The organism is Chromobacterium fluminis, from assembly GCF_011602385.1.
Classification (GTDB): Bacteria; Pseudomonadota; Gammaproteobacteria; order Burkholderiales; family Chromobacteriaceae; genus Chromobacterium; species Chromobacterium fluminis.
On sequence record NZ_JAAOMA010000019.1, the window covers coordinates 16,814 to 32,454 of the forward strand.

A 15,641-nucleotide genomic window follows, 5' to 3' on the forward strand; every position below is an offset into this window, starting at 1 on the left:
CATGACGTGGCCTTTCTCCCTGTTCGACAACGCCAACTCGGCCAGCCGCAATACTTCCGCCCGGATCAACCAGGAACAGATCGCCGCGTTCAGGGGCCTGCTGGAACAGCAGGCCGCGATCCGCCTGTTGGTGGGCACCGGGGGCAGCTTCGGCAACCAGTCCGCCACGGTCAATCTGCTGCGGCGCTTGACCGATCCCTTGACCGCGGCGGGGCTGACTTACGCCTACGCCGGCAAGGCCGAAGTCTATTACCTGGGAGGCGAGGACACGCTGGCCAAGCTGTACGAGCTGCTACCGGAGCTGGATCACCAGCCCAGCGGCCATTTGAACCAGGCCACGGTGGAACTGAAGGCCTACCTGGCGCCGCCGGCCGACAAGGTGTTGTTCGGCTTCACCGGCGCGGTGGACGACAGTGCCGGCAACTACGCCACCGGGCTGAACGTCGAGTATTTCCTGCAATTGCAGCCTTATAACTATAATTACGCGGAAAAAATCGATTTTGTCGGCGCCAGGCGGCCGGCCATTGATTTGCTGCAAGTGCCGGAGCTGAACAATCCCAGTTTCCGTCGCCGGGTGTCCTATGTGCCGGAATCCAGCTATGCGGCGCCGGACTGGGCGGAATACGCGGATAATCCGCGCGCGGCCATCCTGCGTTATCTGACCGGCGACGCTTTGCTCAAGAAAGTGCGGCTGCTGGTGTCCTACGCCATCATGCCCAGTGCTCAAAACGTGGTGAACAGCAGCCCGGAAGCGGCGGCGGCGGTTCTGTGCGGCGGCCTGCTCGATTATCAGGACAACGGCCGCGACAGCCATGCCGCGCCGGTGGTGGTGTTGAACCTCAACCGTTTCGGCAGCATGGAGAGCGAGGCGCCCTTGCAGGCGGTGGCGGGTTTGCTGCGCGGGGACATGACCCGCGACGAGGTGGTGGTGCTGACCGGTACGGACCCGAAAAACGCCAGCCGGCGGCAGGCTGCGCGGCAGGTGCATGAGGCGCGCAGCCGCTATATGGCGTCGCTGAACGCGGTGCAACGTTTCAGCTGGCTCAACTATCCCACTTCGACGGCGGCGGTGGAGGCCGCGGTCAACGCCATTGTCGGCAAGCCCAACCAGGTTCTGTTCATCCAACTGGGGCCGGTGCCGCAGCCCTTGTTCTACTACGCCTTGTTCAAGACCAATACCCTGTCCTTGTTCGAGGGCGCCAACAGCATGATGGCGGCGATCAATATGGGACGGCCGTTCCTGGCCTTGCCGCGAAAAGGCCTGGGCGTGCAGCCGGCCTTGTACCCCAGCGTCAACCGAGGCCTGTTCAGCGCCTCGCCGCCGATCAACGAGCTGGCGGCCGCCGCCAACCAGCTGAACTTCTCGCTGGACAGCTGGCCCACCGGCAACCAGAGCGGCAACCCCTGCCGGCAACTCGGCGCCTTCATCCAAAGCCTGTGCGCCCAGACCGCAGCGGACGACCCGATTCCGCGTTATTTCAGCGAGCTGAAGGCGTTCTACGCCACTTCCAGCGCAGACAAGCTCAATGTCGCCGTCGCCTACCTGATGAACGTTTACCAGGCCGAGCACGCCTTGCAAGCCGCGGCCGCGCGGCGGGCGAGCCGCGCCGACGGAGAGGAGGGCGGCGACGAACCGGCCGAGAACCCGCTGAACGCGCTCTATCTGGAGCTCAAGGAGAAGCTGGGCGCGGACGGCGAGATCCAGCCGCCCAAGCGGCTGGACCTGGTGCCGGGCATCCTGGCCGGCGGCAACATCAATGAGGCGGTGCTGGCCCTGTTGCAGGGTTTCAGCGCCAGCCTGTGGCTGGAGGTGTCCCAGTTCAAGCACGAGGGTGAGGAGGACGACATCGCCTCCATCCGCCTGGAAGGCATGACCGGCATCTTCGCCAGCCTGCAAATCAGCAACCGCATCGCGGTGATCTTCGACGCGCCGGAACAACAGTTGCGGATGAATCTGGAATTGTCCGCCGAGGGCACTTGGTCGCTGCCCGGCGTGCCGTGGATACAGATGAGCGGCCCCTTCCTGCGCCTGTCCAGTTCCGACGGTCAGATACCCGTCACCGCCGCCTTGGGCGGCCGCTATCAGCCGCTGGGCGCGGAGTTGCAATTACTGGCGCCGTCGGCCGGCGAGCAAGCCTTGCTCACCGTCAAGTTCGACGCGCCGTATCCCAGCATAGACCGCGCCTTCCAGATGGCGGCGGCGGTCAACCTGGTGGCGGTGCTGCCGCCGCCGCTGAATGTGCTGGCGGACCTCGGCCTCAGCCAGCTGGACCTGTACTACCTCAGCAAGGAAGAGGACGCCTCCGCGCTCGGCTTCATCATCCGCTCCAACAGCGCCAAGCCGGTGCCGTTGGTCGGCAAAGTGGCCTTGAGCAACGTGGAGGCCCAAGTGGCGCTGATCGACCCGGTCAAAACGCGCCAGGTACGGGCCAGCTCCAACGGCAATTTCATCATTGGCAGCGGCGAGCAGGCCGGCGTGGTGGCGGTGGGCGTGCAATATCCGGATTGGCAGTTCCGCGGCACGCTGGAGTCCGGAGTGATCCGCATGGAGGACCTGCTGTCGCTGTTCCTGCCCGGCGTTGACCTGACCTTGCCGTCGTTGCCGGTGATAGACAGCTTCGTGTTCAACTACGCCCAGGCCGCCGACAATCTGCAAGTGTCGCTGAACCTTGTGTTCCAGCCGGCCTGGACTTTCGAGTTTTTCGGCAAGCCGCTGTTCAAGCTGGACAACGTCGGCTTCTCGGTCAGCCGCGCCAAGCTGGAAAACCAGGGCAACATCACCGCCAACACCACCTTGCTGCCGGACATGGCTCATCCCTTGGTGGTGGGCATAGGCGCGAGCTACGCCGGCGCCGGAGATTGGACATTTTCCATCCAGCAGCAGGAAGACACCGTTTTCAGTATCAATGAATTGCTGGAACAGTATCTGGGCCGGGATTGGCGCACCGTGCTGTCCTTCCCGGACGTGAGCAAGCTGACGCTGCAACTGGACTGGGGCAAGCAGAAGGCGACTTCCTTTGAATTCAGCGCCGCCACCGCAAGCGCCTGGGTACCGATTTCCGCCTTGCCCGACGTCAGCGTCACCGGCCGGCTGAAACTGGGCTATCTGGGCAAGAAGGCCGCCGAGCGGCTGGGGCTGGCTCCGCTGAACACCGAGGGCGACGACCCGCCGCAGGTGCCGGGCACCTATGGCGAGATCGGCGCCGATCTGACCCTGTGGAACATCAAGCTGGGGGTTAGTTATAACTTCGCTCCCGGCAAGCAGGAATTGAGCTTGCGCTGGCTGACCCTGCTCGCCACCGTGACGACCGACAAACAGGGCGACACCGTCGCCACCTTCAAACTGGACAACAAGTCCATCGGCGAAATGGTGGAGACCTTCGTGTCTTGGGCCACCGGCGCCGAGTTCGGCCTGGCCGCGCCCTGGAACGTGCTCAATTCCTTCAGCCTGAGCGGCCTTGAGCTGGTGTACAACTTCAGCAAGAAACGGGTGGGCTTCAATATCGGCATCGGGCCGGTGGACTTCGGCTTCTTCACGCTCAAGGGCGTGGCGCTGAAATACGATCCGCAGGTCAAGGACGCCAAGGTGGAGATCACCGTGCAGGGCAGCTTCGTCTGGCAGTCCGGCGACGCGCTCAGCTGGGACCCGTCCAAACCGGAAACCACGCCGGCGCCTCCGGGCGGCGGCAACAAATATCTGGACCTGCGCTTGCTGGCGCTGGGCCAGCACGTCACCGTGCCCGGCCTGGTGGAGGAGACCTCGGTGCAGGGCGTGATCGCCAAGCTGCGCAGCCTGGAAGTGCCGAACCCGCCGGAGGTGCCGGTGGGCGGCAAAGGGCAGCCGGTGTTCGCCGCCAACAACTCCTGGTTCATCGCCTTCGACTTCGGCGTGTTGAAAACCCAGAAAGACAAGGAAGCGCCGGCGGCCAGGGGCAGCCAGCAGTTGATCACCGCCCGGGAGGCGGCAGCGGCCGAGGCCGACGAGGAAGCCGACGAATATCTGCTGCAGCTGTCCATGGTGTTCAACGACCCCACGCTTTACGCGCTGCGCGTGGCGCTGGCCGGGCCGATGGCCAAGATTTTCGCCGGGCTGGATTTCCAGATCCTCTACCGCCAGGTGTCGGAAACCGTGGGGTGCTATTCCGCCAATATCGCCTTGCCCAATCTGATGCGCAAATTCCAGATCGGGGTGGCTACCATCACCCTGCCGGAGTTCGGCATCAATCTGTACACCAACGGCGATTTCCAGGTGGACATCGGTTTTCCGTGGCGGCAGGACTTCGCCCGTTCCTTCACCATAGAGCTGATCGTGGCGCCGGGTATTCCGGTGCTGGGCTCGGCCGGCTTTTATTTCGGCAAGCTCAGCAGCGCCACCACCAATCTGGTGCCGGTGTCGGAGCGGGGCTGGTTCAACCCGGTGCTGGTGTTCGGTTTCGGCGCTCAGCTTGGCCTGGGCAAATCCATAGAGCTGGGCATTTTGCGCGCCGGTTTCAGCCTGACGGTGTTCGGCGTGATAGAAGGCGTGCTGGCGCGCTGGCTGCCTTACCGCGAGGCCACGCCCAGTCAGGGCCGCGACCAATTGCAGGACGGCTATTATTTCTCGCTGATCGGCACCGCCGGGGTGCAGGGCCGTCTGTACGGCAGCATAGACTTCGCCATCATCCGCGCCGACGTCAATATCGCCATCAAGCTCTACGTGCGGCTCAGCTACATCGCCTATCAGGACATCCCCATCAGCGCCAACGCCTCGGTGGAGGTCAGCGTCGACGTCAAGATCAATCTGGGCCTGTTCACCATCACCATAGGCCTGTCGTTCTCGGCCTCGGTGCAAGCCACCTTTGTGTTGAAAAACCCGGCGGGCAACAATCCGCCCTGGGGCCGCACCCTGCCTGGCAACGGCATGCGGACGCTGGCCTTGGGCGGAGGCTTGTCCGCGCGCCACGCGGCGTCTGAACTGGAAGCGCGTCGGCTGCGCCGCGCGCTGGGGCAGAGCGGCGGAGCCGGACTGCGGCTGGCCGCCAAGGCCGCCGGCTATCAGCCGGCCTGGGGCAATCTGCAAGCGGGGCAGCTCTTGCAACTGACGGGGTGGACCGTGCCGGTGCTGACCGTGGCCGGCGATCAGGCCAAGACTGCGGCCGAGCAATTGCCATGCTATGTGGCGGCTTTTTTCCTCGCCACGCCGGAGCCGGTCAAGGCGGGCGGCGCCTTGGCGGCGGCCCGCAACGGCGGGTCCGAGCAAGGTCAACTGGCGCATGCCGCGCTGGCGCGCGCGCGCCAGCGCCCGGCGCTGAACGCCAGGTTGGCCGCCAATGGCGGCGAAGACGGTTTTGAAGACCTGGCCGTGCGGGTGTTGCAATGGGTATTGGCCGCTGGCATGAGCGGCGCGATGAGCCCGGACCAGCTCAACCAGCAAGTGGTCAGCGCCGACTTCCTGAACCAGGCGCTGCAGTACTTTTCCAATCCGGATCAACCGCTGCCGATTCCGGCCGATCAGGTGGAGGCCTTCCTGGCTCGGCAGGCGACGATCTGCTTCGCCGCCACGGCGGCGGCCAACGCCCACGGCGTATTCTTCCCGGCGCCTCCCGGCGTGCGCCTGAACGTGCCGAGTTACGCCGGCGCGCCCGGCTACGATTATGTGTTTGGCCAATACAACAGCAGCCAGACCGACTACCTGCTGTTGCTGCGCCAGTATTTCCAGCAACTGCAGGTACAGGTGGAAGGCGGCAGCGCGCCGGCGGCGGCCGTCCGGATGCAGTCCGGCACCGGCGCCTCCATCGCCAGCTACATCTTCGGCGACTACTTCTGCCTGCTGGCGCGCCAGGCCTTGCAAGCGCTGCGCGACGGCCTGGGCAACTTCAAGCTGGTGATTCAGCCGGCGCAGACGGTGTCCGAGATCGTCGACTGGGTCAACGCCACCGGCCAACTGTCCGGCGACGACGCTTTCAGCGCCGGACAATTGTTCGTCGCCAACCAGGAGCATCCGCTGGCGGCGGGGGCCCGGCCGTTGACGGTGGCGGGCATGCGCTGGCAAACCCCGGGCGGTCTCAGCTTCGAACAAGTGGCCGCGCAGTCCTTGTTTGGCGGCGGCTTCAACGGCGAGCAACTGGCGCGGGCCAATGCCGACGAGGCGCGCATCCTGGCGGCCAATCAGCGCATCGCGCTGGGCGAGAAGGTCTACCTGACCCAGGACGGCGATTCGCTGACCGGCGTCGCCGCCGGGCTGGGCGTATCGCTGGACGCGCTATTGCAAGGCAGCGACGTGCTGCGGCGCGCGGACCTGCTGTCGTCGCTGGCGATACTGGCCATGCCGGCCTTCCTGCAACCGGTGGCCGCCGGCGACACCCTGGCCGGCATCTCCGCACGCTTGGGCGTGAGCCTGGATCTGCTGGCCGGCGCCAACGGCGCGGCCGCCGGCTTGTTCGACTACGACAGCGACCCCAATCTGAACATCCCGGAACTGGCGCAGTTCCAGGTGGGAGAGCTGATCGACGAAGCGCTGCGCACGCTGGCGTTCCAGAACCTGGGCGCGATGGCTTCGCGTTACTACCTCAACGGCTTGCGGCTGCCCACCGCCGGCCTGACGGCGAAATCGCCCGGCCTGTTCGTCAAGCCCAACGGCCAGGGCGGCTACGACTACCCGGCGCAGCTGGGCCTGTTCGCGTTGACTGGGCAGGCCTTCCCGCTGCCCGCGCTGCAAGACCCGGTGCAGGGGGCGAAGTTCAGCTTCACTCTGAGCCGCGGCGCCGCCGAAACCTGGCTCAGCCTGGGCACGCCGGGCAGCGGCAGCGCCAGTTTCGAAGTGAGCCAGGACGATTACCTGCGCTATGTGAAAGTACGCGCCGCGGCCACCGGGCAGCCTTTGCGCACGGATACGCGGGCGATTCGGCCCTTGCTGGACGCCGAGGCCCAGGCCTCGCGCTTCCCGTTGTCCAGTTCTCAGCCCTGGCAGTGCGCGGCGCCGGTGGCGCTGCCGCGCCAGGCCCGCGCGCCGGAGGTGGCCGAACCGCGCTTGTGGAGCCTGCCGGACTCGCTGATCAATACCCCGCTGGAACAAGGCGTGTTGCCGCGTTTCGCGCCGCAGCTGGCGCGCACCGACGCCGCCACCGGCAGCGTCAGCGAACAGCCCTTGCTCAATTACGGTTTCGGCATGCTGATCCCCTTCGGTGTGCGTCGCACTCAGCCGCTGGCGGGCAATCCCAGCAGTCAGAGGCTGTATGAAATCATCGGCGCGCCGGATAAGGAAATCGTGTTGCTGGAGCGCGTGCTCAGCCAATTACAGGGGCCGGGCGCGGGTTTGAGCCAGTTGCTGGTGCTGTACCGGCCGGCCTCCACCGGCAGCGAGGTGGCCGGTTGGCAGATGGAAAACCCGGCCGCCAGCCTGGCCGGCATCGCCAAGGTCAATCTGTCCACCGAGACCCGTCCTCCGGCGCAGAACGGTCTGCGCGCGCTGGCGCTGACCGATAACGCCTTCCCCAATCTGATCGGCGCGCCGGACGAGTTTCTGCGGCTGTTATGGGAAGCCAGCATCACCCGCCAGGGCGGCTTCTTCCTCAGCTACAGCCAGGGCCTGCAAGACGGCGGCACGCTGTCCGGCTTGCCGGACCATGTGTTCAACGACAGCGGCGAAGCCGAGCTGGCGGTATTGGCGCTGTTTGCCGCGGACGAGGGCGAAGGGCAGGCGGTGGGCAACTGGATGAACGTGCTGGCCACCAATGAGTCCTTCGACGCCAGCGCCGCCGCGCTGGTGGCGACCGCGGTGCTGCGGCGGGAACAGACCGCGCCGTTGGCCGACGCGGCCACGCTGGACGGCGTCGCCGCTGCCTATTACAGCCGCGTCGATAGTCTGGCCCGGCTTAACTCCGGGCGGCCGTTGCGCGATGGCGCCGTGTTGCGAGTGCATGGCGGCGTTTATCAAGTCGCGCCGACCGGCGCGGCGCCGGGCGGGGACCTGGCGCGCATCGCCGAGCATTTCTTTACCACCGAGGATGCGATCAAGCAGGCCAACCCGTATCGCGCCAGCTGGAGCGGCCCGCTGGCCAGCTATACCGCTTTGCGCCTGCCCGAGGTCGATGTGACCGTGGGCCGGCGCTACGCCAACGGCGCCTTGTTCGCCACGCTGGACGATATCTCGGCCTACTTCCAGGCGCCCTTGGCCGGCCTGGCCGCCGCCAATGCGCGCACGCCCGGCCTGTTCCCGGCCCAGGCGGCGCTGGAAGTCGAGTTGGGGCCGTTTGATGTGTCGGCCACCACCCAGGCCGGCGTGGCCGGCATCGAATTGGAGCGCAAGGCCGCGCCGCCGGTGCCGGACAAGGCCGACGGCGCCGACTGGGGCTGGATCTATCTGGCCAATCTGTTCAATCTGCTCGGCTACCGCAACAGCCTGACCGACGATTTCAAAGAGAGCAATTTCGGCGTGGCCACCGGTCCGGGCAATGTCGACGGCAACGGCCCGGCCGACAAAGTGCGCGCGCCGCGCACCGCGAACGAGGACGAACCGTGGCGTTATGTCCGCACCGTGCCGTATCCTGGCCTGTACCGGCATCCGCCGGTGCAGCGCCAGGCCTCGCCTGCGGTGAGCGGCAGCCCCTATCTGGGCGTGGGCGGTCTGTTGCAAATTGAACTGGCCTGGTTGGATTTGTTCGGCAACCGCATCCTCAGCGATATGGACGCGCCGCCGGCCGAGGCGCGCGTATACAACTTCCCGCCGCAGCTGACCGGCTATACCGACAGCGTGTTGGGCATCGGGCAATGGCCGTCTGTGGCCAACGACTACCTGTTCGCCGCCTTGCAAGACGGCAAGGCGGGGCTCAAGGTGTCGCTGGCCTTTGACCAGCAGCCCTATTTGGACGCGGCCAAGGCGCTGGACGCCGGCGGTAGGCAGCGCATCGAACAGGCCGTCGCCATCTACGCCAAGGTCTTGTATCAGTTGCAAGACCCCAACGGCCTCGGCATCGAGCTGAGCAGCAGCGTCTGCCCGGAGGTGGGGGCGTTATTGGACCCCGCTCAGCAGGCGGCGCTGGTCAATTGGGCGGTGGACATCTACGCCTGGCTCAACAGCTTGCTGCCCAATAGCAGCGGCAGCCATCAAGAGCGAGCCGCCGGCTTCCAGCCGCTGTTGGAGTTGAGCGCGCCGCTGCCGTCCGGCCAGATCAACGACGACCAGATCTTCCGTTTGGACGCCAGCCTGACCTTGAGCCGCAAACCGCAGCTGGTCAGCGGCGCGCTGGCGGCGGTGTCCGGCGTGGCCGAGGCGGGCACGCTGTTGTCGCCGTCCACCGGCCCGCTGCAAGGCGACCAGGCCGCGGCGAGCGCCCAGCGCGATCTCAAACAGTTTGCGGCCAGCTTCGAGCAAGCGCTGTCCACCCCGCAGGGGCCGCGCTACCAAGTGGCCACCGGCAGCGATCGCAACGCCTTCACCGGCGGCTCCGGCATGACCTTGTGGGCGGTGCAGCTGGGACGGGACGCCGCGCAGGGCATCTCCTACCGCCTGCTCAATCCGGGCCAGCCCAAGCAGTTCGCGCCCAGGCCGGTATCCAATCAATTGGCGTCCAAGCTGGATGCGGCCATCATTCCCTACCGCACCGGCAAGGTGATCAGCCTGCAGGACCCGGCCGAGCCGCGCGCTTTCACCGGCGTGGATCTGGATCAATGGCTGCAATCCTCGTTGGCGGGCATTGACCAACTGTTGTCGCCGGCCTATGTCGCGCCGGCGCAGGTCTTGCGGAGCCTGACCGGCAACAACGCGATGCAGGGACTGTTGGACGCCAAAGAAGCGCTGGCTCAAGCCTTGAAGGGCGCGATGATTCCGGTATTCCGCGATGAGAGCGCGGACCAGCGGGAACTGGACGCGATCCGCGAGGCCTTCTTCCAGAGGATGCTGGGCACGCTGAGCGAGTTCTACGCGGTGCGCGCCGGCCTGCAGTTCCAGGCCGAGGTCAATGCCGCGATCCAGCCCTCGGGCGCGGAACTGACGCCGCGGCTGTACGGCAATATTGTGAGCCGGCCGGGCGGCAGCGCCATCGTCGGCCGCGGCAATCTGTCGCTGACCGCGCCCAAGCTGGGCTTGAGGCTGGCCGGCGACGGCGGCGGCGACACCCGCATGCTGAGCTTCCTGCTCTCCAGCGCAGGCCTGGAGGCCAAGAATGTGGACCTGGATCTGGTGTTCGAAGGACAGAACATTGAACACCAGATCGGCGCGTTGGCCGGCATTCGCGGCTACCAGCCGTCGTCCTGGCTCAGCTTCGTGGCGGACACCGCCGGCGAGAGCTGGCCGCTGCGCCAGGCGCTGGGCGCTTTCAGCACGCCCATCGTGCTGCGCGCCTTCCCGGAAACGCCGACGCTGACCCTGCAGGAGGCGGCGGCCAACGCCGATATCGCTTGCCCATGCCGCTTGCCTGCGGGCGAAGTCATGGCGGCGCGGCTTACGGCCGCCGGCGACTCGGCTTGCAGCCGGCCCGGCGACTACAATCCGCTGGCCGCGCTGAGTCGTTGGAATTATCGGCTGCGCTATGCGCTGCAACGCCATTTCGAGCAAGACGCGGTCAACGGTCAGATTGATTTCAACCTAGGCGGACAATCCGGCCTGAGGGCGATGGCGCTCAGCCGCGATCTGTTCGACAACCTGGCGGAAATGACTCAGGTCTTTCCCAAGGTGGTTGAAGATCTGAACCGCTTCTTGCTGCCGCTGGACATTGGCAGCAAGGACCCGGTCCAGATCGAGAACGCCGAGGCGGCGCTGCTATCCGCCGGCGAGATGGTGCAGTGGCTGGCGGACAGCGCCGGCGGCGGGGGCCTGTTGCAGGCGAACAGCCGGCTGCTGGCTCAGGCGGAACCGATACGTTTCGTCATCGAGGAAGACGCGGTGGAGCGCGTCAATCCGGACGGAGGCAAGGTGAGCGCGCTGCGGGTGACGCTGACGCTGGAGCAGGCGCTGCCCGAGCGCGCCGGCCAACCTTTTGTGCAGGTGGAGCCGGAGCGATACGAGTGTGAGCCTGAGGAGGGAGAAGGCCTGAGCCGTTCCTTCACTTATCTTGATCGGAACACCGGCGCCTATCTGGCCGCGTCCGAAGGCAAGGGCATCGCCGCGCGCATGGTGGTATTGCCGGACCTGGACATCTTGGAGCGGCAGGACGCCAACGCTCAGGTCTTCCTGCGGCGCAACGAGGAACTGGTGCCGGGCAAGCCGACGGCGGAGCCTTTCGTCTATCAGACGCCGACGGTGTCCCTGTCCGCGCCGCTGCGTCCCACCGTGGATTCGGATCAGCCGGTGAATATGGCGGCCATCTACGCCCAAGGCGCGGACCAGCCGGTGAGCCGCTCGCTGGCGTGCCAGCTTGGCTTGTTCTATCAGGCTTTGTTCGGCCATGCCGGCAGCGACAGCGCCATCCTCAGCCTGACGGTGTATTACGAGTACCGGCTGAACGACGCGCTGAGCAAGGTGCGCTTGCCGGTCTACCTGATGCCGCCGACCGAGGTGGCCTTGCAGGAGGGCGGCGGCGGCCTGCCGCTGGCCGACGTCGTCGCTCAGCAAGCCCAGGGCTGCGTGGACTGGTTCGCCGCGCACGGACCGGAACAAAAAGGCGGCAGCTTATGGTTCGATCTGACCGTCAGCTCCAATCTGACCGAACAAGCCCAGCCCTTGTTGCGCTTGCGCAATGTGTTCCTGGAACTGACCAGAATCGAGCCGCCCATGGTTTGAGCCACCGTTCAGGCTCCGCCGCGCGCCGGAGAGCGAGCTCTCTCCGGCGCAAGGTCCGCTCTCTCGCGGCGGCGAGGGAGCGCAACGGTTATTTGCTTAGACATAAGGATTCCGTCTTTGCTGATAGCCAATCGGTATAATGGCCGTTCCCCGTTGGAGAACGCGTCGTGTACAAGCATCTGGAAGATTTCGTCGGCCACACCCCGCTGGTCAGACTCAAGCGCCTGCCCGGCGTCACCAGCAACACCGTGCTGGTCAAGCTGGAAGGCAACAACCCGGCGGGCTCGGTCAAGGACCGGCCGGCGCTGTCCATGATTCGTCGAGCCGAAGAGCGCGGCGAGATCAAGCCGGGCGACACCCTGATCGAACCCACCAGCGGCAATACCGGCATTGCGCTGGCGATGGCGGCGGCGATGATGGGGTACAAGATGATCCTCATCATGCCGGAGAACTCCAGCGCCGAGCGGGTGCAGGCGATGCGCGCTTACGGCGCGGAAGTGATTCTGACGCCCAAGGAGGCGTCGATGCCGGGTTCCATTGACCTGGCGCGCAAGATGGAAGCCGCTGGCCAGGGCCGCATCCTGGACCAGTTTTCCAATCCGGACAATCCGCTGGCCCACTATGAAAGCACCGGGCCGGAAATCTGGCAGGACACTCGGGGCGGCATCACTCACTTTGTGTCCAGCATGGGCACCACCGGCACCATCATGGGCACCAGCCGCTATCTGAAGCGGCAAAACCCGGCCATCCAGATTGTGGGCGTGCATCCGGAACCAGGCAGCCAGATTGCCGGCATCCGTAAATGGGAAGACCCCTACGTGCCCAAGATCTGCGACTTCTCGCAGCTGGACGATTTGCAGCATGTCAGTCAGCAGGAGGCGGAGGATATGGCGCGCTTGTTGGCGCGCGAGGAGGGCATCCTGGCCGGGCCTTCGTCCGGCGGCGCGCTGGCGGTGGCGCTGCGCCTGTCGAGCCAGCTGGAGAACGCGGTCATCGTTTCCATCGTCTGCGACCGCGGCGATCGCTACCTGTCTACCGGTCTGTTCGGCTGAGAACCCATTCAAAGTCCGCTGGGCGTCGACAGGCGCCCAGGACGGACGGCGCGCCGGAACGCCGTGTTCGCTTTTTGGCGCTGGCGTCCGGCGCCGCATGTCTTTAGCATTCAGAGTCCTATGTCCCAGTCTCGGAGGCTCTTATGCTGCTGCATGTCGATTCCCGTTTCCTCAGCCCCTACGCCTTGTCCGCCTTCGTCGCCTTGAAAGAAAAAGGGCTGGCCTTCGAATTGGCGACCTTGAGTCTTGATGCGCAAGCCAATCTGGCCCCGGCCTATCAGCGCCAATCGTTGACCGCCCGCGTGCCCATGCTGGAGGATGGCGAGTTCCAGCTCAGCGAATCCTCGGCCATCGCCGAGTATCTTGAAGACGCTTACCCCGAGCGTCCCCGACTTTATCCGCGGGACCTGCGCCAACGCGCCCGCGCGCGCCAATTGCAAGCCTGGCTGCGCAGCGACCTGATGGCGCTGCGCGAAGACCGCAATACCGAGGTGGTGTTTCTGCGCCCGGCAACCGGCACCCTGGCGCCGGAAGCGCGTCAGGCGGCGAACAAGCTGATCGCCGCGGCGGAGCAATTGCTGCCGGCCGGCGACGGCGACTTGTTCGGCGCCTGGTGTTTGGCCGACACCGACCTGGCCTTGATGTTGAAGCGGCTGCAATACGACGACATCCTGCCGTCGCGTTTGGCCGCCTACGTCGAACGCCAGTGGCAACGGCCTGCGGTGCTGGACTGGCTGGAGTTGGGGCGGCGGGCGGCCTTGGTTTGAAAGGCCCGGCACCGCCGCCGCCTCAGCGATGCACGTCGTGGGTGACGAAGGGCCGGTCCGGCGACGGCATCTCCAGCCAATCCGGATGGCTCAGTGTGCGGCAGATGTCCTGGTAGCCGCTGGCCCAGTGCGCGCGCATGGTCTGGGCGCCGAACTGATAATCCTTGTGGTGGTCCTCGTACTCCTTGTCCTGGTAGATCAGGTGGATCACCTTCAGCAGCCGGCCGCAGGCCAGCTCATGGGCGCGACGGTAAGCCGGGTGCTCGCGCTGCGCTTCCGGCACCAGCTCCATCAACTGCCGCAGCAAGCCGCGGTAGTTCTGCTCCCGTTTCATCGTATCGGTGATTTGCCGGGTGCGGCTGGAGTATTGGATGTCCTTCTGTCGCATGGCGATCGCCTTCATGTCCGTGGGCGGCTCGCCCTTGGCGCTCCATAGATCCACTTGGAACACTAAGGAGTTCTTGCGCGGCTCGGTGCTCAGTATTTGTTTCAGCGGCGTATTGGACACCAGGCCGCCGTCCCAGTAGTACTCGCCGTCTATCTCCACCGCCGGGAAGCCGGGAGGCAGCGCGCCGGAGGCCATGAAGTGCTCGGCGCGCAGTCGTTGGCGGGTGTTGTCGAAATAGACGAAGTTGCCGCTGCGCAGATTGACCGCGCCCACCGATACCCGCATCTGATCGCTGTCGTTGACGCGGTCGAAGTCGGCGAAGCGCTCCAGTGTGCTTTTCAGCGGCGCGGTGTCGTAGAAACTGCAGTTGGCGGGAGAGGGCGTGCCGGCCGGCCAGGGAGAGCGCGGCAGGAAGAAGCCGTTCTGGCCCTCGGTCAGCGCTCGCCAGGCTTCCCAGCTTGCCATCAGCCCGTTGAGGCCCGTCGGCCAGTGGTGGGTGTCCAGCTGGCTGAACGGGCTGGGCGGCAGAAACGGCGGCCGGCAGATAGTGTCCCAGAAGGCGCGCAACTGCTCCACCCGCCGTTCCGGCGGATTGCCGGCGATGATGGCGGCGTTGAGCGCGCCTATGGAAATGCCGGCTACCCAGTTGGGGTGCAGGTCGGCTTCGGCCAGGCCTTGGTAGACGCCGGGCTGGTAGGAACCCAGCGCGCCGCCGCCCTGAAGCACCAGCGCCAGCACCTGGTAGCGGTGGCCGGGCGGCAGGCTGCGGCTTTGGTACAGGCCGCCGGCCTGCGGGCAGGCCGGATTGTGCGGCGGCGTCATTGCATATACCAGCCGTGGCTGACAATCACCGATTGGCCGGTCAGCGCCGCGCTGGGGAAGGCGGCCAGAAACAGGGCGGTCTGGGCCACGTCCTCCACCGTGGTGAATACGCCATCCACGGTATTGCCCAGCATTACGCGCTTGACCACTTCCTCCTCGCTGATGCCCAGTTCTTTGGCCTGTTCCGGAATCTGCTTCTCCACCAACGGCGTGCGCACGAAGCCGGGGCAGATCACGTGGGCGCGCACATTGTATTCCGCGCCTTCCTTGGCCAGCACCCGGCACAAGCCCAGCAAGGCGTGCTTGGCGGTGACGTAGGCGGACTTGAGCTTGGACGCCTCGTGAGAGTGGACCGACCCCATATAGATTACCGTGCCGCCGCGCTTGTCTTTGTACATATGCGGCAGCGCGGCCTTGGTGGTGAGAAAAGCGCCGTCCACGTGGATGGCCTGCATTTTCTTCCAGTCGGAAAACTTGTAGTCCACCAGCGGGTTGACGATCTGGATGCCAGCGTTGGAAATCAGGATGTCCAGCCCGCCCAGCGCGTCCACCGCCGCCTGGGTGCCGGCGTTGACGGACTCCTCGTTGGTCACGTCCATCGCCACGCCCACCGCCTTGCCGCCGGCGGCTTTGATCTCCTCCGCCGTCGCCTGCGCCGCGGCCAGATTGATGTCGGCGATGGCCACCGCCGCGCCGGCCCGGGCGTAGGTTTCCGCAATGGCTTTGCCTATGCCGCTGGCCGCGCCGGTGATCAAGGCCACTTTGCCGTTCAATTGCATGCTGCTCTCCTTGTTGTCGTGAGTTGTCGCGTGGGGACGGGCCGCGAAGCGGCTTTCAGAACCTGTTATACGATCTCGCGAGCTAAGGCGAGACAAGGCGAGACAAGGCGAAAACGGCTGAGAAAGCGGAATGCA

5 protein-coding genes are annotated in these 15,641 nt (G+C 65.7%); 3 read left to right on the top strand and 2 right to left on the bottom strand.

What is annotated here, in order from left to right:
- Position 1 precedes the first annotated feature (1 nt).
- From HA052_RS14275 to yfcF, 3 genes are all read left to right on the top strand, one after another.
- The gene (locus HA052_RS14275) at positions 2–11,698 is read left to right on the top strand and encodes a LysM peptidoglycan-binding domain-containing protein (protein ID WP_166452389.1); all 11,697 of its coding nucleotides are present in this window, start codon (positions 2–4) and stop codon (positions 11,696–11,698) included.
- A gap of 167 nt (positions 11,699–11,865) precedes the next feature.
- Positions 11,866–12,750, top strand: coding sequence for a cysteine synthase CysM (gene cysM, locus HA052_RS14280; protein ID WP_081545080.1), 885 nt, complete (start codon positions 11,866–11,868; stop codon positions 12,748–12,750).
- A 143-nt stretch (positions 12,751–12,893) separates the two neighbouring features.
- Entirely contained in the window at positions 12,894–13,517 is a 624-nt protein-coding gene (gene yfcF / locus HA052_RS14285) for a glutathione transferase (RefSeq protein WP_166452390.1), read from the top strand.
- Between the two features lie 22 nt (positions 13,518–13,539).
- Here yfcF and HA052_RS14290 read toward each other — a convergent pair whose 3' ends face one another.
- Positions 13,540–14,727, bottom strand: a complete 1,188-nt coding sequence (locus HA052_RS14290; protein ID WP_166452391.1) for a DUF3734 domain-containing protein — start codon at positions 14,725–14,727, stop codon at positions 13,540–13,542.
- The gene (locus HA052_RS14295) at positions 14,724–15,506 is read right to left on the bottom strand and encodes a 3-hydroxybutyrate dehydrogenase (protein ID WP_166452392.1); all 783 of its coding nucleotides are present in this window, start codon (positions 15,504–15,506) and stop codon (positions 14,724–14,726) included. The genes HA052_RS14290 and HA052_RS14295 overlap by 4 nt, the downstream gene beginning before the upstream one ends.
- Positions 15,507–15,641: the final 135 nt, after the last annotated feature.

Bases quoted from the DNA above. Each gene is read 5' to 3' on its own strand.
- HA052_RS14275 (WP_166452389.1), top strand. From the start codon at position 2: ATGACGTGGCCTTTCTCCCTGTTCGACAACGCCAACTCGGCCAGCCGC.
- yfcF (WP_166452390.1), top strand. From the start codon at position 12,894: ATGCTGCTGCATGTCGATTCCCGTTTCCTCAGCCCCTACGCCTTGTCC.
- HA052_RS14290 (WP_166452391.1), bottom strand. From the start codon at position 14,727: ATGACGCCGCCGCACAATCCGGCCTGCCCGCAGGCCGGCGGCCTGTAC.
- HA052_RS14295 (WP_166452392.1), bottom strand. From the start codon at position 15,506: ATGCAATTGAACGGCAAAGTGGCCTTGATCACCGGCGCGGCCAGCGGC.